At 74.1% G+C, this 20,017-nt stretch carries 16 protein-coding genes; 9 read left to right on the plus strand and 7 right to left on the minus strand.

What is annotated here, in order from left to right:
* Positions 1-61 precede the first annotated feature (61 nt).
* A complete protein-coding gene (locus ACYP53_RS08270) occupies positions 62-523 on the plus strand; it encodes an Lrp/AsnC family transcriptional regulator (RefSeq protein ID WP_189913550.1) in 462 nt (153 codons plus the stop codon).
* Positions 524-533: 10 nt separating this feature from the next.
* Here ACYP53_RS08270 and ACYP53_RS08275 read toward each other — a convergent pair whose 3' ends face one another.
* The gene (locus ACYP53_RS08275) at positions 534-1,118 is read right to left on the minus strand and encodes a TetR/AcrR family transcriptional regulator (protein WP_189913315.1); all 585 of its coding nucleotides are present in this window, start codon (positions 1,116-1,118) and stop codon (positions 534-536) included.
* Between the two features lie 129 nt (positions 1,119-1,247).
* Between ACYP53_RS08275 and ACYP53_RS08280 the strand changes: the two genes are divergently transcribed.
* From ACYP53_RS08280 to ACYP53_RS08290, 3 genes are all read left to right on the plus strand, one after another.
* Positions 1,248-2,510 carry a glycosyltransferase family 39 protein gene (locus ACYP53_RS08280; RefSeq protein WP_189913314.1) on the plus strand — a complete coding sequence of 421 codons (1,263 nt, stop codon included), beginning with the start codon at positions 1,248-1,250 and terminating at the stop codon, positions 2,508-2,510.
* A gap of 198 nt (positions 2,511-2,708) precedes the next feature.
* Complete coding sequence (paaN, locus tag ACYP53_RS08285) at positions 2,709-4,409, plus strand: phenylacetic acid degradation protein PaaN (RefSeq protein ID WP_459647042.1); 1,701 nt, start codon at positions 2,709-2,711, stop codon at positions 4,407-4,409.
* A gap of 145 nt (positions 4,410-4,554) precedes the next feature.
* Positions 4,555-6,045 (plus strand): FAD-dependent monooxygenase, encoded by a 1,491-nt coding sequence (locus tag ACYP53_RS08290; RefSeq protein ID WP_459647043.1) that lies wholly within the window; start codon positions 4,555-4,557, stop codon positions 6,043-6,045.
* An 81-nt stretch (positions 6,046-6,126) separates the two neighbouring features.
* On the opposite strand, the gene ACYP53_RS08295 is transcribed toward ACYP53_RS08290, so the two are convergent.
* Entirely contained in the window at positions 6,127-6,693 is a 567-nt protein-coding gene (locus ACYP53_RS08295) for a CGNR zinc finger domain-containing protein (protein ID WP_459647044.1), read from the minus strand.
* A 256-nt stretch (positions 6,694-6,949) separates the two neighbouring features.
* Here ACYP53_RS08295 and ACYP53_RS08300 point away from each other — a divergent pair, with 256 nt between their 5' ends.
* The 5 genes from ACYP53_RS08300 (at position 6,950) to ACYP53_RS08320 (ending at position 13,621) form a co-directional block, all read left to right on the plus strand.
* Positions 6,950-9,106 (plus strand): protease pro-enzyme activation domain-containing protein, encoded by a 2,157-nt coding sequence (locus ACYP53_RS08300; RefSeq protein WP_229928225.1) that lies wholly within the window; start codon positions 6,950-6,952, stop codon positions 9,104-9,106.
* A gap of 326 nt (positions 9,107-9,432) precedes the next feature.
* Positions 9,433-10,461, plus strand: coding sequence for a hypothetical protein (locus ACYP53_RS08305; RefSeq protein ID WP_189913310.1), 1,029 nt, complete (start codon positions 9,433-9,435; stop codon positions 10,459-10,461).
* A 216-nt stretch (positions 10,462-10,677) separates the two neighbouring features.
* The gene (locus ACYP53_RS08310) at positions 10,678-11,148 is read left to right on the plus strand and encodes a VOC family protein (protein WP_459647045.1); all 471 of its coding nucleotides are present in this window, start codon (positions 10,678-10,680) and stop codon (positions 11,146-11,148) included.
* 23 nt (positions 11,149-11,171) lie between these two features.
* Complete coding sequence (locus tag ACYP53_RS08315) at positions 11,172-12,080, plus strand: pyridoxamine 5'-phosphate oxidase family protein (RefSeq protein WP_189913308.1); 909 nt, start codon at positions 11,172-11,174, stop codon at positions 12,078-12,080.
* A 230-nt stretch (positions 12,081-12,310) separates the two neighbouring features.
* The gene (locus tag ACYP53_RS08320; protein ID WP_459647046.1) at positions 12,311-13,621 is read left to right on the plus strand and encodes a peptidoglycan-binding protein; all 1,311 of its coding nucleotides are present in this window, start codon (positions 12,311-12,313) and stop codon (positions 13,619-13,621) included.
* A 46-nt stretch (positions 13,622-13,667) separates the two neighbouring features.
* Here ACYP53_RS08320 and ACYP53_RS08325 read toward each other — a convergent pair whose 3' ends face one another.
* From ACYP53_RS08325 to ACYP53_RS08345, 5 genes are all read right to left on the minus strand, one after another.
* Positions 13,668-14,423 carry a TrmH family RNA methyltransferase gene (locus tag ACYP53_RS08325; protein ID WP_459647047.1) on the minus strand — a complete coding sequence of 252 codons (756 nt, stop codon included), beginning with the start codon at positions 14,421-14,423 and terminating at the stop codon, positions 13,668-13,670.
* Positions 14,424-14,457: 34 nt separating this feature from the next.
* A complete protein-coding gene (locus ACYP53_RS08330; RefSeq protein WP_459647048.1) occupies positions 14,458-16,563 on the minus strand; it encodes an FUSC family protein in 2,106 nt (701 codons plus the stop codon).
* A gap of 9 nt (positions 16,564-16,572) precedes the next feature.
* Positions 16,573-17,904, minus strand: coding sequence for an HTTM domain-containing protein (locus tag ACYP53_RS08335; RefSeq protein WP_459647049.1), 1,332 nt, complete (start codon positions 17,902-17,904; stop codon positions 16,573-16,575).
* Complete coding sequence (locus tag ACYP53_RS08340; RefSeq protein WP_459647050.1) at positions 17,901-18,563, minus strand: DUF5819 family protein; 663 nt, start codon at positions 18,561-18,563, stop codon at positions 17,901-17,903. Before ACYP53_RS08340 ends, ACYP53_RS08335 begins: the two co-directional genes overlap by 4 nt.
* Before the next feature lie 100 nt (positions 18,564-18,663).
* The gene (locus ACYP53_RS08345; RefSeq protein ID WP_459647051.1) at positions 18,664-19,914 is read right to left on the minus strand and encodes a rhodanese-like domain-containing protein; all 1,251 of its coding nucleotides are present in this window, start codon (positions 19,912-19,914) and stop codon (positions 18,664-18,666) included.
* Between the last annotated feature and the right edge of the window lie 103 nt (positions 19,915-20,017).

Here is a 20,017-nt window from a genome sequence, read left to right on the forward strand (position 1 = left end):
GCGGTCGACTGGTGGCATTACGTCCAATCGGTGAGGGTGGGGGGTCATGTCGGCTGAACAGATGTCCAGACTCGACCGGGTGGACCGGTCGATCCTGCGGCTGCTGCAGCAGGACGGCCGGGCCTCGATCCGCTCGGTGGCCGAGCGGGTGCACGTCTCCCGGGCCAACGCGTACGCCCGGATCTCCAGGATGGTCGAGGACGGCATCATCCGCGGCTTCACGGCCAGGGTGGACCACGAACGGGCAGGTCAGGCCGCGTCCGCGTACATCACCCTGAAGATCGTCCAGAACTCCTGGCGCACCGTCCGCGAGCAGCTGCTGGCACTGCCCGGGGTCGCGCACATCGCCCTGGTCGGCGGGGACTTCGACGTCCTGCTGCTGGTGCACACCGCCGACAACCGGACCCTGCGGGAGCTCGTGCTCAACCGCATCCAGTCCATCCCCCAGGTGCTGGGCACCCGCACCATGCTGGTCTTCGAGGAGACCGACCAGGTCCCCCCGGACCCGGCACCCCCCGTGTAAGCGCCGCCGGCTACCGGGCCCGCAGGCCGTCGAAGGCCAGGTGCACCACCGCGTCCGCGACGCCGTCGGCGGCCTTGAGCCCCGGCCGGTACCACTCCACGATCGAGTTGATCATCCCGAACAGCAGCCGGGTGGCCAGCCGCGGCTCCACGTCCGCGCGCAGCGAACCGTCCGCGACCGCCGCCCGCAGCAGCTCCGCGACCTGGTGGTCGAAGTCCCGGCGCCGCTCCAGCGCCCACAGCTCGGTGGCCGTGTTGCCGCGCACCCGCAGCAGCAGCGTCACGTACGGCAGCTCGGCCAGCAGCACCTCGGCGGTGCGCCGCACCACGTGCTCCAGCCGCTCGACCGCCGGGCCCTCGACCGCCGCCGGCTCGGCCAGGATCCCGAAGAGTCCGTCCAGCGCCCGGCCGACCGCCAGCCGCAGCAGTTCCTCCTTGCCGCGGACGTGGTGGTAGATGGAGGACTTCGAGATCCCGGCCGCCCGGGACAGGTCCTCCATCGAGGTGCCGTCGTAACCGCGCTCGTTGAAGACGTCGACGGTCACCGCGAGCAGTGACTCAACGGTGTAGGCGGTGCGCGTGGTGTGATCGGCCATCCTCCGAGTATCCCCGGCCGCCCGGCGCGGTACGCGATCGGGTCCTCTCGGTCCGCACCGGTCAGGAGGGCCAGGCCCTAGAATCTGCGGACGATCCGTCCACGTCCAGCAGGCTGGGGTCCACGGCTGATGAACGCAATACCGGCAGTCGCCTCCGACGTGCCCGAGCAGCGCAGCGGGGAGCCCGAGGAGTCGCGCGCCTGGCAGGAGCGCGCCCGGGCGCTGGTGGTCCGGTTCGGCCCGGCCGTGTGGTGCTACGCGCTGCTGAAGCTGATCGGCTTCACGGTGTTCATGAAGCTGCTCTCGTTCGCCGGCGACTACGCCAAGAAGCCGGCCAGGTTCGGCGGCGGCGCCAACCCCTGGGACGTGCTGGCCAGCTGGGACGGCTGGTGGTACCAGCAGGTCGCCCAGTTCGGCTACCACCCGGCGCTGGTGGCGATCCCCGGCCCGGAGGGCTTCAACGTCGAGCAGAACTCGGCCGCCTTCTTCCCGCTCTACCCGGGCCTGATGCGACTGACCTCGGAGGTCACCCCGCTCGGCCTGTACGGCGCCGGGATGCTGGTGTCGGTGGTGGCCTCGCTGTTCGCCGCCGCCGGGATCTACGCCGTGGTGGAGAAGCTGACCGGGGACGTCCGGGCGGGCGTGATCGCGGCCGGGATCTGGGCGATCGCCCCGGGCTCGGGCGCCGAGTGGGCGGTCTACTCGGACTCCACCTTCGTCGCGCTGGCCGCCTGGGCCTGCTACGCCGTGATGACCAGGCAGTGGGTCGCGGCCGGGGTGATCACCCTGGTCGCCGGGCTCAACCGGCCGACCGCGGCGGCGCTGATCGGCGCGGTCGGCCTGGCCGCGCTGGTCGAGCTGTACCGGCGGGAGAGCGGGGTGCTGCGCCCGCTGGCCGCGATGCTGCTGGCCCCGGTCGGCCTGCTCGGCTACGTCGGCTGGGTGGGCTGGAAGACCGGCGAGTGGGGCGGCTACTTCCGGCTGCAGCACGACGCCTGGCTGCACTACTTCGACGGCGGCCAGGGCACCTGGCACGCGATCCGCGGCGTGCTGCTGGGCCGGAACGACTACCCCTTCGCGTTCCCGGTGCCGGACCTGCTGGCGACCCTGATCGTGCTCACCCTGCCGGTGCTGATCGTGCTGATGATCCGGCTGCGCCCGCCGCTGGTGCTGACCGCCTACACGCTGGCCACGATCGTCTCGGTGCTCGGCAGCCTCGGCATCTTCGGCAACACCTCGCGCTACCTGCTGCCGGCGTTCCCGCTGTTCATCGCGCTGGCGGTGGGCATGCGCAAGCTGAGCTGGCCGGTGCTGGCCGCGGTGCTGGGCAGCGGCGCGATCGCCTCCGGCTGGTACGGCGGGTACGTGCTGTTCGAGCTGGGCGTGCCGTAGTCGGCGCGGTGCGGAAGGTTCGGAGGGCGCGTCCGCCACGGACGCGCCCTCCGTCCGTTCCGCGGATGTCCTGGCGGATGTCCCGGTAGATGCCCCGGCTCACGTCCCGGCGGATTCCCCTCCCTGCACCCTCTTGAGCCGACCGATCGTTCGGTTACTCTGTGACGTGTCCCGTCCTCCCCTCTGAGGAGCGCACAGATGTCCGCAGCGGTCACCCACCCCCTCGTCAGCGAGCTGGTCGCGCGCCACCAGGCCACCCTGGACGCCGCGCTCGACGCCGCCGCCAAGCGCGACTACTGGTCGCCCTACCCCGAGTTCCCGAAGGCGTACGGCGAGAGCGGCCCGGCGGACGGCAAGGCCGCCTTCGACGCGCTGCTCGGCAAGCCCTTCGCCCTGGCGGGCCACCCCACCGACGGCGACCTGGTCGGCGGCGAGACCTCCCCGTACGGCGTCGAGCTGGGCATCACCTACCCGCACGCCGGCCCGGACGCGCTGATCGCCGCGCTCACCGCCGCCCGCCCCGGCTGGGCCGCGGCCTCGCCGCTGGAGCGCGCCGCCGTCTGCCTGGAGATCCTGCACCGGATCAACGCCCGCTCCCACGAGTTCGCCCAGGCCGTCATGCACACCACCGGCCAGGCCTACGGCATGGCCTTCCAGGCCGGCGGCCCGCACGCCCAGGACCGCGGTCTGGAGGCCGTCGCCTACGCGTACGCCGAGCAGACCCGGCTGCCCCGGCAGGCCGGCTGGACCAAGCCCCAGGGCAAGCGCGACCCGCTGGTGATGACCAAGGAGTTCACCGTCGTCCCGCGCGGCCTCGCGCTGCTGATCGGCTGCAACACCTTCCCCACCTGGAACGGCTACCCGGGCCTGTTCGCCTCCCTGGCCACCGGCAACCCGGTGCTGGTCAAGCCGCACCCGCGGGCCGTGCTGCCGCTGGCGCTGACCGTCGCGATCGCCCGCGAGGTGCTCACCGAGGCCGGCTACGACGCGAACCTGGTCTGCCTGGCCGCCGAGCACGAGGGCGGCACCGTCGCCGCCACCCTCGCGGTCCGCCCCGAGATCAAGATGATCGACTACACCGGCTCCACCGCCTTCGGCGACTGGCTGGAGGAGAACGCCCGGCAGGCGCAGGTGTACACCGAGAAGGCCGGCGTCAACGCGGTCCTCATCGACTCCACCGACGACTACAAGGGCATGCTCGGCAACCTGGCCTTCGCGCTCTCGCTCTACAGCGGCCAGATGTGCACCACCCCGCAGAACGTCCTCGTCCCGCGCGGCGGCATCACCACCGACCAGGGCGACAAGTCCTTCGACGAGGTCGTCACCGACCTGGCCGGCGCGATCGAGGGCCTGCTCTCCGACGACGCCCGCGCCGCCGCCGTCCTCGGCGCCGTGGTCAACCCCGGCGTGCTGCAGCGCTCGGCCGCCGCGGCCGGCGGCGAGTACGGGGAACTCGTCCTCGCCCCGCGCCCGGTGACCTCGCCCGAGTTCCCCGGCGCGACCCTGCGCACCCCCGCCCTGGTCAAGCTGGACGCCGACAAGCCGGACGACCGCGCGGTCTTCCGCAGCGAGTGCTTCGGCCCGGTCTCCTTCGCCGTCGCCGTCGAATCCACCCCCGCCGGCATCGAGTTGCTGCGCACCACGGTCCGCGAGAAGGGCGCCATGACGGCCTCCGGCTACACCACCTCGCCCGAGGTGGAGCAGCTGCTGGTCGAGGCCGCGCTGGACGCCGGCGTCTCGCTCTCGCTCAACCTCACCGGCGGCGTCTACCCCAACCAGACCGCCGCCTTCTCCGACCTGCACGGCACCGGCGCCAACCCGGCCGCCAACTCGGCCTACTGCGACGGCGCGTTCGTCGCCAACCGGTTCCGCACGGTGGAGGTCCGCCGGCACGCCTGAGCGCCGGCGTGACTCCCCGGGCCCCGACGGTCACCGACCGTCGGGGCCCGGCGGTTCACAGCTCCCTCCCGGGCCAGCGATGATGGAGGCTGGGAGAACGCAGGGAACGGCGTCCAACCGCCCTCCGAACAACGGGAGCTGATACATGGCCGTGAAGCCGACGTCCGAAACCGACGTCCTGATCGTCGGCGCCGGACCGACCGGACTGCTGCTGGCCGGCGACCTCGCCGCCGCCGGCGTCGGCGTCACCGTGCTGGAGAAGCGTGCCGCCGAGTCCAACCTGACCCGCGCCTTCGCGGTGCACGCCCGCAGCCTGGAGCTGCTGGACGCCCGCGGCCTGGCCGACGACCTGATCGCCACCGGCCGCCCGCTCGGCGCGCTGAAGATGTTCGACCGCTTCACCATCGACCTCGGCGCCCTGCCGACCCGCTTCCCGTTCGTCCTCATCACCCCGCAGTACAACGTCGAACGGCTGCTCCTGGAGCGCGCCCAGAAGGCTGGCGCGACCCTGCTGCGCGGCGCCGAGGTCACCGGGCTGCGCCAGGACGCCGACGGCGTCACGGTGGAGACCGCCGACGGCCACAGCCACCGCGCCGCCTACGCGGTCGGCACCGACGGCGTCCACTCCGCCGTCCGCGACCTGCTCGGCATCCCGTTCCCCGGCGAGTCGGTGGTCGACTCCGTGGTGCTGGCCGACGTCCGGCTGGAGCGCGAACCCGCCGGGGCGATCACCGTCGGCGCCAACGAGACCGGCTTCGCCTTCATCGCCCCGTTCGGCGACGGCTGGTACCGGGTCATCGCCTGGGACCGCAACGAGCGCTTCGAGGACGGCACCACCCCCACCGCCGAGCAGCTCACCACCCTCGTCGGGGCCATCCTCGACGAGGACTACGGGCTGCACGACGTGCGCTGGAGCTCGACCTTCCACAGCGACGAGCGCCAGGCCCCCAACTACCGCTCCGGCCGGGTCTTCCTGGCCGGCGACGCCGCGCACTGCCACTCCCCGGCCGGCGGCCAGGGCATGAACACCGGCCTCCAGGACGCCGCCAACCTCTCCTGGAAGCTCGCCGCCGCCGTCCGCGGCCGGGCCACCGACGCCCTGCTCGACACGTACCAGACCGAGCGGCACCCGGTCGGCAAGACGGTCCTGCGCACCTCCGGCGCGCTGATCCGGCTCGCCCTCGCCGAGTCCGCCCCCACCCGCGCCCTGCGCGGGGCGCTCACCGCGCTGGGCGGCCACCTCGACCTGATCACCGAGCGCGGCGCCCGGATGGTCTCCGGCATCGGCATCTCGTACCCCGCCCCGAAGGACGCCCACCCGCAGGTCGGCAAGCGCGTCCCGGACCTGCGGCTGACCGCCCTCAGCAAGCCCGCCGAGGGCGCCCCCGCCACCCCCGAGCGGCTGTACGAGGCGCTGCGCGCCGGCAGGTTCGTCCTCGTCAGCAACGACGAGCTGGCCGCCGCCGAGCCCTGGGCCGACCGCATGGTCTCCGCCGCCCCGGCCGACCCGCACGGCAAGCTCCGCGACACCGTCCTGCTGATCCGCCCGGACGGCTACGTCGCCTGGGGCGCAGTCGACCCCGGCCAGCACGAGCTCCGCGCCGCGCTCACCACCTGGCTCGGCGACCCGGCCTGACCCCCGGTCCGGGCGGGCACACCTGCCCGCCCGGACCGCGGTGCCCGAACGCCGGCGCCCGACCAGTCATTCGGTCGTCCGTTAACCCCGGGCCTTCTCGTAGTGCCGCGCCGCCTTCGCGCGATTCCCGCAGACCGCCATCCGGCACCACCGCCGGCGCCCGTTCTGCGAGGCGTCGAAGAAATGCAGAATGCATGCCTCGTGCGCGCACTGCTTCACCCGCTGCGCCCCCTGCCCGAGCAGCGTGAGGAAGTCGTCCGCGGCCAGCCAGGGCGCCAGCCAGTGCGGCCGGTCGGTCTCGGCCAGGTCCTCGGCACCGCCCGGTCCGGCCGTCCGCCGGATCCGCCCGTGCGCCAGTACCGCGTCCAGTCCGGCCCGGGCCGCGGTGCTCAACTCGCCCTGCTCCCGGGCCTCCTGGGCTGCCAGGAGGATCGCCTCGCGGACCTTCCGGATGGCGGCCAGCCCCTCCTCGTCGGCCTCGCAGCGTCCGCCCAGTCCGGCGGAGGAGAGCCAGATCCCGTACCCTTCGACCCCGGTGAGCAGGTCGTTGACGGGTGTCCCGGCCCAGCGCGTGTTGAGCAGGTCGAGCGCGAGCGGCTCGCCGGTCAGCGGTCGTGGGTCCCTCGGGTCCGCCTTCACGTCAGTCATCGTTCTCCCTCGGCTCCACCCGATTCTACGTCGGGGGCCCTCGGTGCGAATTGGTATGGACCGGGCCGTGAATTCGGGTCATTCACTGTATGGAATGCGGGAGTTTCCACCCCTCCACAGTTGACTGTTTTTTAGCAACGAATTGCTTGATCATGAGCCAATTCGCACACGGGTTCTGTCATGTTCGAGCCAGCGTTCTCGACCCCGGAACGCCTGGCCCCTTGCCGGCCCCCACAGCCGGCCAGAGGAGGATCCGTTGCGCCCCCGCACTCTCGCTCTCGCCGCGGCGATAGCCGTCCTGCCGCTGACCGCCGTCTCGCTCGGTGTCTCCGCCGCGCAGGCCGCCACCCCCAACGCCGCCCCCCGCGTCGCCCTGCCGAACACCGTGAACCCGGCGGTGGCCCACTCGGAGAAGAAGGGCGACGTCCCGGCCGAGCAGCAGATCCCGGTGTCCGTCAGCCTGAAGCTGCGTGACTCCGACGCCCTGGACCGCTTCCTGACCGCGGTCGCCACCCCCGGCACCGCCGAGTACGGCCACTACCTGACGCCGGAGCAGTTCACCGCCCGGTTCGGCCCGACCCAGGCCTCCGTCGACCAGGTGAAGGCCTACCTGGCCCAGCAGGGCCTGACCGTCACCGACGTGAGCGCCAACCGCCAGGTCGTCAACGCCCACGGCACCGCCGCGCAGGTCTCGCAGGCCTTCGGCACGCACGAGAGCTCGTACGTCGACCCGCAGCTCCAGCGCGCCTTCTTCGCCAACGACGCGGCCGCCTCGATCCCGGCCGACCTGGCCGCCGTGGTGCAGGGCGTCAGCGGCCTGGACAACCACGCGGTGCGCAAGAACCGCCTGGCCACGCCCAACGCGCTCGCCCCGAAGGCCGCCACGGCCAGCCCGAGCGGCATGAACCCGGTGCAGTACACCGGCGCCTACAACCTGAACAAGACGGGCGCGGACGGCACCGGCACCACCGTCGCGCTCTGGGAGTTCGACGGCTACAAGTCCTCGAACCTCACCACCTACGACTCGCAGTTCGGCCTGACCGGCCCGGCCGTCACCACGGTCTCGGTCGACGGTGCCAGCTACGACTCCGCCCCCGGCCAGGGCCAGGGCGAGGTCGAGCTGGACAGCGAGATCGTCCGCGGCGCGGCGCCCAAGGCCACCCAGCTGGTCTACGAGGCCCCGAACAGCGACCAGGGCGAGATCGACATGGCCAACAAGATCGTGGCCGACAACCGGGCATCGGTCATCTCGATCTCCTGGGGCTCCTGCGAGCCGGACACCACCGCCGCCTCGATGACCGCGGTCGACAACGCCTTCAAGCAGGCCGCCGCCCAGGGCATCTCGATCTTCTCCGCCTCCGGTGACGACGGCTCCCGCGACTGCACCCGCTCCACCAGCGGCTCGACCGTCAAGGCCGTCGACTTCCCGGCCTCCAGCCCGCACCAGACCGGTGTCGGCGGCACCAACCTCAAGGTGGGCTCCGGCAACACCTACTCCTCGGAGAGCGCCTGGAGCACCGCCGGCGGCGGCGTCTCCACCGTGTTCGCCAAGCCGAGCTGGCAGACCGGCACCGGGGTCAGCGGCACCATGCGCACCGTCCCGGACGTCTCCTCCAACGCCGACCCGGCGAGCGGCTTCTCGATCTACACGGCCGGCGGCTGGCAGGTCTACGGCGGCACCAGCGCGGCCGCGCCGCTCTGGTCCGGCTACGCGGCCCAGTTCAACCAGAAGGCCAAGGCCGCCGGCCAGCCGGTCCTCGGCGAGGCCAGCCCGCGGCTGTACACCGTCGCGAACAGCAGCAGCTACGGCAGCGTCTTCCACGACGTGAGCACCGGCTCCAACCAGGACTTCCCCGCCAAGGCCGGCTACGACCAGGTCACCGGCTGGGGCTCCCCGGTCGCCGACGCCCTGACCACCGCCCTGCTCGGCGGCGGCACCACCCCGCCGTCCGGCGGCTGCACCGCCGCCCAGCTGGTCGGCAACGGCGGCTTCGAGACCGGCACCGCCGCCCCGTGGACCACCTCCAGCGGCGTCGTCGACAACAGCTCCTCCCAGGCCGCCCACACGGGCAGCTGGAAGGCCTGGATGAACGGCTACGGCTCGGCCCACACCGACACGATGTCGCAGACCGTCTCGATCCCGGCCGGCTGCGCCTCCGCGAAGCTGACCTTCTGGCTGCACATCGACACCGCGGAGACCGGCTCCACCGCGTACGACAAGCTGACCGTCCAGGCGAACAGCACCACGCTGGCGACCTACTCCAACGCGAACGCCGCCGCCGGCTACGTGCAGCGCACCCTGGACCTGACCTCCTTCGCCGGCCAGACCGTGACCATCAAGTTCACCGGCACCGAGGACTCGTCCATGCAGACCAGCTTCGTGGTCGACGACGTGGCGCTGAACATCGGCTGATCACCCTCCGGTGCCGAGCGGACACTCCGCGTAGCACCGGGCAGCACCACCGAGTCCCCCGCCGGGGCGGCGCCGTCAGGGCCCGCCCCGGCGGTGTCGCGTCTTCCGGGACCGCCCGGCGCCGGGGTCCGGCGGCCTTGTGTTTCCGGACTGTTTCAAGATCGCTAACCATCCGGTCGACCTGCCGTGACCACTGTCATACGCACGACTGATGACGTAGCCTCTCGACCGTGCATAGGGTTCCCCAAAGCTCGGTGAAGCCCGCGGCGACGCGCCCCGGCGTCGGCCCGGTCCCACCGAACTCACCTGGTGGGGAGGGTCACCGTATGGCCGCACAGCAACCTCAGGACGCCGCGCGGCTGCGGCTGGTCGGGTCGCGCGCAGAGCGCCCCGGACCGCCTGCACCCGCGCAGGCCCCGACACCGGCAGCGGCGTCGGCACCGCAGGCCGGCCGGCTCGCCCCGGTCGGCGGCTTCGCCGACACCCTGCACCTGGCCATCGAGGCCAGCGGCCTCAGCCTGGACCGGATCCGCGCCGCCCTCGCCCAACGGGGCGTCAGGGTCAGTGTCACGACGCTCAGTTACTGGCGTCGCGGCCGCAGCCAGCCCGAACGCGCCAGCTCGCTGCGCGCCGTCCACCTGCTGGAGGAGCTGCTCGGCCTGCCGCACAGCGCGCTCTCCTCGCTGCTCGGCCCGCCGCGCCCGCGCGGCCGCTGGGCCGCCGCGGCCAACACCCTGCACCTCGGGCTGGAGGACGTCTGGCCGGGCGAGCTGGAGATCGCCTCGATCTTCACCGAGCTGGACGCCCCGCCGGCCGGCGAGCTGGAGCGGCTGAGCATCCACGACTCGTACTACGTGGACGCCCAGCGGCGCGGCAACCTGCTGCGGATGCGCCAGGTGGTGCGCGCCACCGTCGGCGGCGTCGGCCGCTGCCTGGTCGTCCACAAGGCCGACGAGGAGGCCACCGGCTGCCCCGAGATCACCGCGGTGCGGCACGGCCGGCTGGGCCGGGTGCGCCGCCGCCCTGAGGTCGGGCTGACCGTCGCCGAGCTGATGCTGGACCGCCCGCTCGGCCTCGGCGACAGCACCGTCTTCGAGTACGAGGTGGAGATCCCGCCCGGCGGGCCGACGCTGGAGTACAGCCGTCGCTTCGCCACCCCGGTGCGCGAGTACGTGCTCCAGGTGCACTTCGACCCGGCGGCCGTCCCGGCGCACTGCGAGCGCTACGACCGCGAGCCGGGCGCCGACGTCGACCACCGCCGTGAGCAGCTCTGGATCGGCGCCTCGGCGAGCGCCCACGTACTGGCCCCGGACCAGCAGCCGGGCCACATCGGCATCCGCTGGGAGTGGGCCTAGCCTCCGGCCGGACGCTCGCCGGCCCCCACCACCCCTCCGCCCTTCCCGAGCCCCGTCGGACCACCCGGTCCGGCGGGGCTCTTCCGTGTCCACCGCGGAAACCTAACCACTTCACCAACCCGTACCGGTTGACGATGCATCACCTAACTCTTACTCTCATGAGTACCGGTTAGGCAGAAGCCTCGCCGGAAGCCCCAGCCCCGGGAGTGACCAGGCATGTCCGACACCACCCTGCTCCGCACCCTGCAGACCGGCCACGTGGGCCTGAACGTCACCGACCTGGCCCGTTCGATCGACTTCTACCGCGCCGTGTTCGGCCTCGACGTCACCGCCGAGGGCACCGACCCCGATCGCCGGTTCGCCCTGCTCGGCCGCGACGGCCGCCTGGTGGTGACCCTCTGGCAGCAGAGCACCGGCACCTTCGCCACCACCGGCCCCGGCCTGCACCACCTCTCCTTCGAGGTCGAGAGCCTCGACGAGGTCCGCGCCACCGAACGGCTGCTGCGCGGACTCGGCGCCGAGTTCGCCTACGACGGCGTCGTCCCGCACCGCGAGGGCTCGGCCTCCGGCGGCATCTTCTTCACCGACCCGGACGGCATCCGGCTGGAGGTCTACACCCGCACCGGTGTGGACGAGACCGAGGCCGTCGCCCCCACCACCTCCGCCCCGACCTGCGGATTCTTCTAGACCCGAACCCGGGGGAGCCCACCATGACCACCAGCACGCCGTACCACCCCGGCGAGCGGGCCGCCCAGGCCCGGGCCGGCCGGACCGAACGGGCCGACCACGCCGGCCGGTCGATCCGCGACACCGTCCCGGCCGTCGCCGCCCGCTTCCTGGCCGAGCGGCGGATGCTGGTCGTCGGCGCCGCCGACGAGGACGGCCGGGTCTGGGCCACCCAGCTGGCCGGACCGGCCGGATTCCTTCGGGCGCCGGACGAACGGACGGTCTCGGTCGCCGCCCGCCCGGCCGGGGCCGACCCGCTGGCCGGGGCGCTGGCCCGCCCGGCCCGGGTCGGCACCATCGCCCTGGACCCGGCCGGCCGGCGCCGGATGCGGCTCAACGGCGGCTCCGTCCCGGACGGCCGGGGCGGGCTGCTGCTCCACGCCGCCGAGGTGGTCGCCAACTGCCCGAAGTACATCCAGCGCCGCACCCCGCTGGACCGCCCGGTCGCCGGCCCGCCCCGCGCGGTCGCCGCCGGCCCGCGGCTGACCACCGCCCAGCGCCTCGCCGCGGCCACCGCGGACACCTTCTTCGTCGCCACCACCGGACCGGACGGCAGCGTGGACGCCTCCCACCGCGGCGGCTTCCCCGGCTTCCTGGAGGCGGTGGCCCCGGACCGGCTGCGCTGGCCGGAGTACCCGGGCAACAGCATGTTCCTGACCCTCGGCAACCTGGAGCTCGACCCCCGGGCCGGCCTGCTGCTGCCCGACTGGGAGAGCGGCGGGGCGCTGCTGGTCACCGGCGAGGCCCGCACCGACTGGTCCGAGGAGGCCCGGCAGGCCGTCCCGGGCGCCGAGCGGATGGTCGAACTGGCCGTCACCGGCGTGGTCGAACTCGCCGACGCCACCCCGCTGACCTGGACCGACCCCGAGTACTCACCCGCCAACCCGCACTGATCCCGACTCAGCTCCGTACCCGCACTACCGTCGCCCGCACTACCGTCGCCCGCACCGCCGCGCCACGCCCGGGAGCCGAACGGTCGTCACCCTCCCGGCTCAACCTGCCGCGCCGTGCTCCGCCCGCTTTGGGACTTTGGTCCCGATGACACGCGGAGCCGGCCGGGGAAGGCCACTCCTGTCCCGCCGTCAGGCCGGGGCCTGGAAAGACCGCAGGAAAGAGGCGGAGCATGACCCTCACCGACCCCCTGTCCCCGCTCATCGAGTTCGACGAGGTCGAACCGGAGGAGGACTGCATATGCGGGGGCTGCCGTGCCCGCCGCCTCGCCCGGCTGCACGCCGCGCCGGTCCACGAGGGCGGGCACGCCGCGGCCCGCAGCCTCCGCCGCCGGGCCGCCGTCCTGGTGGCCGCCGTCGGCACCGCGATCGGCGGCGGAACGGCCGCCACCGCCGCGGCCCCCACCCCCGGCGGCAGCAGCAGCGCCCAGCCCCCGCAGTCCCCCCAGGGCGAGGTCAGCGGCCCCTACGGCGAGTCCGACGGCGCCCGCTCCTACGCCGCCCCCGGCACCGCCCAGCCGGTCACCCGGGCGCAGATCATCCAGCGCGCGCAGAGCTGGGTCGACCAGGGCGTGCCGTACGGCATGGGCCGTTACTGGACGGACGGCTACCGCCAGGACTGCTCCGGCTTCGTCTCGATGGCCTGGGGCCTCGGCAGCAGCCAGACCACCTGGACCCTGCCGGACTTCGCCGAGCGGATCACCAAGAACGACCTCCAGCCGGGCGACGTCCTCCTCTACAACAACCCCGCCAACCCGCAGTCCGGCTCGCACGTGACGCTCTTCGGCGGCTGGACGGACTCCTCCCGCACCCGGTACCTCGCCTACGAGCAGACCTCCCCCGGCACCCGGAAGCGCGCCACCCCGTACGCGTACTGGAACAACTCCGGCGGCTACGTCCCGTACCGCTACACCGGCCTGTCCGGCGGCAGCAGCGACGGCGCCCCCGCCACCGCCTTCCCCGGCGCCGACAAGTTCGGCCCCGGCGCGAACAACGCGTACGTCACCCAGCTCGGCCGGATGCTGGTGCAGCGCGGCGGCTCCCGCTTCTACTCCGAGGGCCCCGGCCCGCGCTGGGGCGAGGCCGACCGCAAGGCCACCCAGGCCTTCCAAGTCGCCCAGGGCTGGCGCGGCGCCGAAGCCGACGGCCTCCCCGGCAAGGACACCTGGGACTACCTGGTCAACGGCAAGGGCCGGAACATCGCCACCGGCACCCCGCTGCCCCCGCCACCGCCCGCCGCCGACGCCCCCGCCTTCCCCGGCGCCGGCGCGTTCGACCCCGGCCAGGAGAACGACTCCGTCCGGCAGCTCGGCGAACAGCTGGTCCGCAAGGGCTTCGGCGGCTCCTACACCGTCGGCCCCGGCCCCCGCTGGGGCGAGGCCGACCGCACGGCCACCCAGGCCTTCCAGCTCGCCCAGGGCTGGCGCGGCGCCGAAGCCGACGGCTACCCGGGCCCTGACACCTGGCGCCGCCTCTTCTCCTGAACCATCTGAGGTGCGGCATCCGCCCCGGATGCCGCACCTCACCGGCTCACCGCTTGCTCCCCGACATCCAGTGGAAGAGCCCCATCCCGACGCTGGTCGCCAGGTTGAAGCTGGACACCCCCGGCCGCATCGGCACCGCGACCAGGTGGTCGGCCCGGGCCTTGAGCTCCTCCGACACCCCGTGCCGTTCGGTGCCGAAGGCGAGCAGCGCGTCGTCCGGGAACGACAGGTCCCGGATGTCCGTCCCCTCCGGGTCCAGCACGTACAGCGGCCCGGCCGGCAGCTGCGGCAGGGTCAGCCGCTCCACCGCCGTGGCGAAGTGCAGACCGGCGCTGCCCCGCAGCACGTTCGGGTGCCACGGATCCAGGTCCCCGGTGGTCACCACCCCGGTGGCCCCGAACCCGGCCGCCAAGCGGATCACCGCCCCCACGTTGCCCAGGTTCCGCGGATTCTCCAGCAGCACCACCGGCGACCGCCGCGGCCGCTCCGCCAGAGCCGCCAGGTTCGCCTCGGCCGGGGGCCGCACCGCCAGCCCGATCACCCCCGTCGGATGCACCCGCGACACCAGCCCCCGCACCACCGCCTCCGGCACCTCCAGCGCGAGCCCCTCCAGCGCCGGCACCACGTCCTCGGCCAGCTCCGCGGCCAACGCCAGCAGCGCCTCCCGGTCCACGGTCAGCACCCGCCGCACGTCACCCCCGAACCGCAGCGCGTGCTTCAACGCGTGGAACCCGTCCAGCACCACCGCCCCCGGCTCCCGCTCGGCCTCCCGCCACGCCCGCACCAGCTCCTCGTCACCCATGCCGCCCACTCTCCCACCGCCCCGCGGCCGGTCCCTACGTCGCCGACCCCCGCAGGGCCCGCTCCAGATCCCGCAGGGCCTGGCCCACCAGCCGCGTCCCCGCGCGCACCACGTCCCCCTGCACCCCCGCCGCGCCCCGCGCCAGCCGTTCCTCCAGCCGCGCCTGCGCCTCCCGCACCGCCCCGAACTCCACCGGCCGCCCGGTCAGCAGCGCCGCCGCCGCGAGCGCCGTGGCGAGCCGCAGTTCCTCCGCGTACTCCCCCGTCCCGGCGACCGGTTCGGCGTCCGCCGCCGGCAGGTGGGCCTCCAGCAGCACGGCGGCCCGTCCGAGGTGGCCGACCGCCGCCCGGGCCCGGTCGATCTGGCGCCGGCTCACCCCGGCCAGCCCGGTCTCGTGCCGTCCCGGCTCGGCGTCGGCCCGCTGCATCGCCTGGAGGAGTTCGGACCGCGCCTCCCGGGAGTCCAGCAGGGCGCTCCGTACGGCCCGTCCGCGCGGCGCCGCGGGCTGCTCGTAGCAGGCGATCACCGCCCCCGCGTACCGTCCGGCGGCGGCGAGCCACTCGGCGAGCCGTTCGCCGAGCCGGGCGGTCTGCCAGGTCGGGAACAGCGCGTACGTGACGAGCGCGACCGATCCGCCGAGCAGCGTGAGCCCGACCCGTTCGAAGGCCGTGACCAGCGGGTTCCCCTCCTGCAGCCCGAGCAGGAAGACCACGTACGTCGAGATCCCGACGGTGGTCAGCGCGTACCCGGTGCGGAAGGCGAGGTACGCCCCGCCGATGCAGACCACGGCGAGCGCGGCCAGCACCCACTGCCCGGGGTGGGCGAGCTGCACCACCAGGGTGGAGACGGCGACCCCGACGACCGTCCCGGCGAGCCGGGCGACGCCCCGGCTGTAGGTCTGCGCGAAGTCCGGCCGCATCACCATGGCGGCGGTCATCGGCGCCCAGTACCCGTGGCGGAACCCGACGAGCCGGGCGAGCAGGTAGGCGGCGGTGACCACCCCGGCGAGCCGGACGGCGTGCTGGAAGATCGCCGAGCGCGGCCGCAGCTGGCGCCGGACGGCCCGCAGGGCGACGGGCAGCATCCGGCCGATGGAGGGTTTGTGCAGTGCCCCGCCGGCCCCGACCACGGGTGTGGTGATGGTGTCCTCGTCGTTGCGGTCGAGGGTGTCGGCGGCCTTCCGCAGCAGTGTGCCGAGCCGTCGGGAGGAGCGCCGGGCGGCGCCGCGCAGCCGGGGCCCGTCGTCGGGCGGGACCAGGGTGAGCGAGGGCGCGGACCGGGGGAGCCGGACCGGGTCGCCGGTGCGGATCGCCCGGGCGAGGGCGTCCATGGCCTCGGCGGCGGCCGCCAGCACCTCCCGGGCCCGGTCCCGTTCGGGCCCCTCCTCGGGGGCTCCGACCTTGGGGTCGGCGAGCGCGGCGAGGGTGGGCCGGATCCGTTCGGCGATGCCGCGCAGGCCGCGCAGTTCGGGCGGCCGGTGGCGGTCCTGCCAGGGGGTGAGGGCGGCGGCGTGCCGGGCGGTCATGAACGGCGCCGGGTCGACGTGTGCGGTCGGGTCCTGTCGCAACCGTCGTGCGTAGTCGGCGAGTTCGGCGTAGGTGTCGGCGAGGGCGTCCCGCTGGGCGCTCCAACTCCCGATCGGCCAGAGGGTGATGACGGCGGCCTGGACGACCCCGCCGAGGGCCGCGACCAGTCCGTGGCCGAGCGCGGCGGTGGCGCTGACCGGCAGCTGGACGACGATCAGCATCACCGAGACCGTATTGGTCGCGACCACCCCGGCGGTCGGCCCGACCGCCCAGGCGAGCCCGGCGCCGAAGGCCCAGACCGCGAGCAGCACCGGGAACAGCCCGTACACCCCCGCGGCCAGGTAGCCGAGGAAGGTGCTGATCCCGAGTCCGGCCCCGGCCGCGACGGCGAGGCTGGCGCGGGGGCGGAAGCTGCGCTGGAAGGTGGCGGAGCCCGCGATGAACGCGCCCATCGCGGCCGAGGTGGCGAGCCCGACCCCGCCGAGCGCGAGGGTCGGGAAGAGCACCAGCGCGACGGCGACCGCCCCGCGCACGGCGCGTTTGGGGTCGGTGAGCGTCCGGTCCAGGGTGAGTCCGGTCCGCGCGGTGTCACGAAGTGCGTCGAACCAGGACATAGCGACATCCTAGGGGGCTGGCCTCCGCCGGATCCGGCCGGTGCGGATCCGGCTCGCCCGCGCCGCCGGCCGGCTCGCCCACGCCGCCAGCCGGAGCAGCGCGCCGGTCGGCAGGAACACCGCGTCCGCCGCGATCATCGCGAGCGAGAACACCGGCAGCCCGAGCACCACCGCGATCCCCGCGTGCTCCAGCATCATGACGGCCAGCAGCACGTTCTTGACCCGCCGGTTGAGCAGGGTGAACGGGAAGGCCACCTGCACCATCACGGTGCCGTACGAGATCAGGAAGACCGGCAGCAGCGCCGAGCCGACGAGTGCGGACAGCCCGGGCCAGGGGGTGAAGTAGTCCAGGTGCAGCGGGTAGTACAGCGCGGTGCCGTCCTGCCAGCGCGAGCCCTGCACCTTGTACCAGCCGGCCGTGGCGTAGATCAGCACCACCTCGACGGCGATCACCAGCATCGCGCAGTTGTGCACCATGGTCGCCAGCGCGTCGAGCACCGCCCGCGGTTCGCCGTCCGGCCGCAGCCGGCCGAGCACCCACCAGAGCCCGGCCACCGCCCAGAGCCCCCAGAACAGCGGCGCCCAGCCGAGGTGGGGGAAGGTCCGGCCGGTCCAGCTCAGGTTCGTGCCGGAGAAGCCGCCGAACTGGCAGACCGCCAGGACGGCCCCGAGGACGGCCCAGAGCACCACCCCGGCCGGTCCGCCCCGCCCGCTCCGCGCCCTGCGGGCGTCCAGCGACCACACCTCGGCGCAGCGGGTGAAGACCAGGTAGACGGCCATCAGGTGGACGACGTTGTCGCCGCCGTCGCCGAGGAAGACGTCGCGGTTCTGCAGCGACAGCACGGTGACCAGGAACAGCACCGTGCTCGCCCTGGTCCGCCAGCCCAGCAGGACGCCGAGGGCCGCCAGCACCGCCAGGTGGTAGACCAGCTCGAACCAGAGCCGCCCGCCGGACCAGGTCAGCACGGTGAACGCGCCGTCGTCACCCAGCAGCCGCTCGGCGAGCTCCATCGACCAGGGGGAGCGGTCGCCGTACAGCACCCGCCGGTTGGGCCACTCCCGCAGCAGGTGGGCGAGCCAGACCAGGCCGAAGCCGATCCGCACCACGGCCGCCTGGTGCCGGCCGAGGACCCGCCCGGTGAAGGCGTCGACGGCCCGGCCGAGCAGTTCGGCCGGTCCCGGCCCGCGCGGCGCCGCGGCGTCCGGTCCCGCACCGGCCTGCCGCGGAACCCGGGCCGGCGGCACCGCCCCCGCCGACAGCCCGTCCCCGTCCAGCGGCTCGACCCCGGCCGCCGGCTCGACCCCGTCCGGCCGGGCGGCCGGCAGCGACACCTCGTTCATCCGAGCAGCCCCCGGTAGTCCTCGTCCGCCACCGGCCACCACGGCAGCTCCCGCACCTTGGGCGCCGGCGGCGCGGTCTCACCGCTCCAGGAGGGCGCCGGGACGGTGGCGGTGGTCACCCGGAACCGGATCTCCAGGACCCGTTCGCCGTCCGCCTCCCGGCCGATCCGCTGGAGCGCGATCCGCTTCAGGTACTGCTCGGCGAGCTTGCCGCGCGAGCCGATCGGCGTCTCGTCCTGCGGGTTGTGCGAGCCGTCGTAGAAGTCCCAGGCCCGGCGCAGCAGGTTCTGGTCGACGTGGCTGGGCGCCGGGTTGCCCCGTATCGCGGCGATGTCCCGCGCGGTCAGCCCGGTCCACTCGCGAGCGGTGGTCGCGCCGCCCGGCGCGACGGTCCGCACCTGGGCGTCCACGCTGACGTTCTGCTGCAGCGGGTTGGGCGCGAACAGTTTCCAGTTCTGTTCGAACTCCGGGTACACCACGCCGTCGATCTCGTCCCGGTACTGCCGGGACAGCGAGTTGGCGGGCGCGACGTGCAGGAACACCGCGGCGAGGAACAGCCCGGTGACGCCGATCAGCGCCGCCCCGGCGAGGCCGAGGACGAGCTGGGCGGGCTTCGACCAGGCCCTGCCGCGGGCCGGCCGGTCCGTCGTCTCCGTCATGGCCTCCCCAGCCCGGTCGGCGGGCGGCGCCCGGCCCGGTACCGGCGCGCTCGCGCGCCCATCCTGCCCTACCGGGTGACGGGCCCCGGGGGGCTTCCCCTCAGAGGACGAAGGCCTCCGCGCCGGTGCTGCTCACCATCGGACGGCCGGCGCTCTGCCAGGCGTACATGCCGCCGTCCACGTTCACCGCGTCCCGGCCCTGCTGCACCAGGTACTGGACGACCTGCGCGGAGCGGCCGCCGACCCGGCAGAGCACGAACAGCTTGTCGTCGGGCAGCTCACCGAGCCGGGCGATGACCTCGCCCAGCGGGATGTGCAGCGCGCCGTCCACGTGGCCGGCGTCCCACTCGTCCTGCTCCCGCACGTCCAGCAGGGCGGCGTCGGCGGGCACGGCGGCGGCGTCGGCGGTGGGGATCTGCGCGAACATCGTGTGGCTCTCCTGGGCGTGCTGGGGATGGGTCGGGTCCGTGCCATTGTCGCCCACCGGCGCCCGGTCGTCGCCGGCCGCCGGGCCGTGGCCGTCCGCCGGGCGGTGGCCGCCGAGCAGTCGTTCCAGCTCGGCCTGCCGGTCGGCGGCCTTGGCCAGCAGCTCCTCGGCGAGCTGCTCCAGCAGCCGGTCCGGGTCCTGCGGGGCGAGGGCGAGCAGCTGGCCCATCGGGGTCTGCTCCAGCCGGACCTGTTCGGTCGCGGTCGCGGTGATCTTGCCGGTCAGCCATTCCAGCCGGCGGCGCAGCCAGTCGGTCCGGTCGGGGGCGTCCACGGCGGGCGCGGCCTCCGGCGCGGTGGACCACTCGGCGGCCAGGCCCTCCAGCGCGGCGGCGTCCCCGTACGCGTAGGCCTCGTTGACCCGGACCAGGAAGTCGGCGCGGCGCCGCTGCTCGTCCGGGTCGGTGGTGAGGTCGGGGTGGGCGCGGCGGACCAGCTCGCGGTAGACCCGCTGGGCGTCCTTGCCGGGCCGCACCCGGGTCGGGGCGGCGGACGGCGGCGGGGCCGTCTGCTCCCCCTCGCCGGACTGCTCCCGCTGTTCCCGCTGCTCCTGAACGGAGTCGAACAGCGCGTCCAGGTCCGGGAGTTCCTCGACCTGGCGGCGTGCCTCGGCGGCCCGGCGCAGGTCCTCCGGCAGCCCGGTGCGGGCCGCGACCGCCTCGGCGACCAGTGCGTCCAGCTCGTCCAGCCGGGCGTAGAGCGGGCCGAGCAGCTGATGGTGGATCAGCGCGAAGTTGTCGATCTCCACCCGCAGCGTCTGCACGTCCACGTCCATGCTGAGCCAGGCGAGCTCGGCGGCGGCGACCCGCTCCTCCAGCTCCAGCTGCTCCGGGTCCGTCCAGCGGGCGGGGCTCTGCGCGCTCACTTCTCGCCTCTGTCTCGTCCGGCTGCGTCCTGCGGATCGGGTCCGCCGCTCGGGCGGGTCCGGCCTGCCAGCCTACCGCCGTGCGCGAAAGCCCCGTCCGGGT

Source organism: Kitasatospora sp. Ki12 (genome assembly GCF_054601375.1).

Excerpts from the sequence above, each read along its gene's own strand:
- ACYP53_RS08270 (WP_189913550.1), top strand. The coding sequence starts at position 62 with ATGTCCAGACTCGACCGGGTGGACCGGTCGATCCTGCGGCTGCTGCAG.
- ACYP53_RS08275 (WP_189913315.1), bottom strand. The coding sequence starts at position 1,118 with ATGGCCGATCACACCACGCGCACCGCCTACACCGTTGAGTCACTGCTC.
- ACYP53_RS08280 (WP_189913314.1), top strand. The coding sequence starts at position 1,248 with ATGAACGCAATACCGGCAGTCGCCTCCGACGTGCCCGAGCAGCGCAGC.
- paaN (WP_459647042.1), top strand. The coding sequence starts at position 2,709 with ATGTCCGCAGCGGTCACCCACCCCCTCGTCAGCGAGCTGGTCGCGCGC.
- ACYP53_RS08290 (WP_459647043.1), top strand. The coding sequence starts at position 4,555 with ATGGCCGTGAAGCCGACGTCCGAAACCGACGTCCTGATCGTCGGCGCC.
- ACYP53_RS08295 (WP_459647044.1), bottom strand. The coding sequence starts at position 6,693 with ATGACTGACGTGAAGGCGGACCCGAGGGACCCACGACCGCTGACCGGC.
- ACYP53_RS08305 (WP_189913310.1), top strand. The coding sequence starts at position 9,433 with ATGGCCGCACAGCAACCTCAGGACGCCGCGCGGCTGCGGCTGGTCGGG.
- ACYP53_RS08310 (WP_459647045.1), top strand. The coding sequence starts at position 10,678 with ATGTCCGACACCACCCTGCTCCGCACCCTGCAGACCGGCCACGTGGGC.
- ACYP53_RS08315 (WP_189913308.1), top strand. The coding sequence starts at position 11,172 with ATGACCACCAGCACGCCGTACCACCCCGGCGAGCGGGCCGCCCAGGCC.
- ACYP53_RS08320 (WP_459647046.1), top strand. The coding sequence starts at position 12,311 with ATGACCCTCACCGACCCCCTGTCCCCGCTCATCGAGTTCGACGAGGTC.
- ACYP53_RS08325 (WP_459647047.1), bottom strand. The coding sequence starts at position 14,423 with ATGGGTGACGAGGAGCTGGTGCGGGCGTGGCGGGAGGCCGAGCGGGAG.
- ACYP53_RS08330 (WP_459647048.1), bottom strand. The coding sequence starts at position 16,563 with ATGTCCTGGTTCGACGCACTTCGTGACACCGCGCGGACCGGACTCACC.
- ACYP53_RS08335 (WP_459647049.1), bottom strand. The coding sequence starts at position 17,904 with ATGAACGAGGTGTCGCTGCCGGCCGCCCGGCCGGACGGGGTCGAGCCG.
- ACYP53_RS08340 (WP_459647050.1), bottom strand. The coding sequence starts at position 18,563 with ATGACGGAGACGACGGACCGGCCGGCCCGCGGCAGGGCCTGGTCGAAG.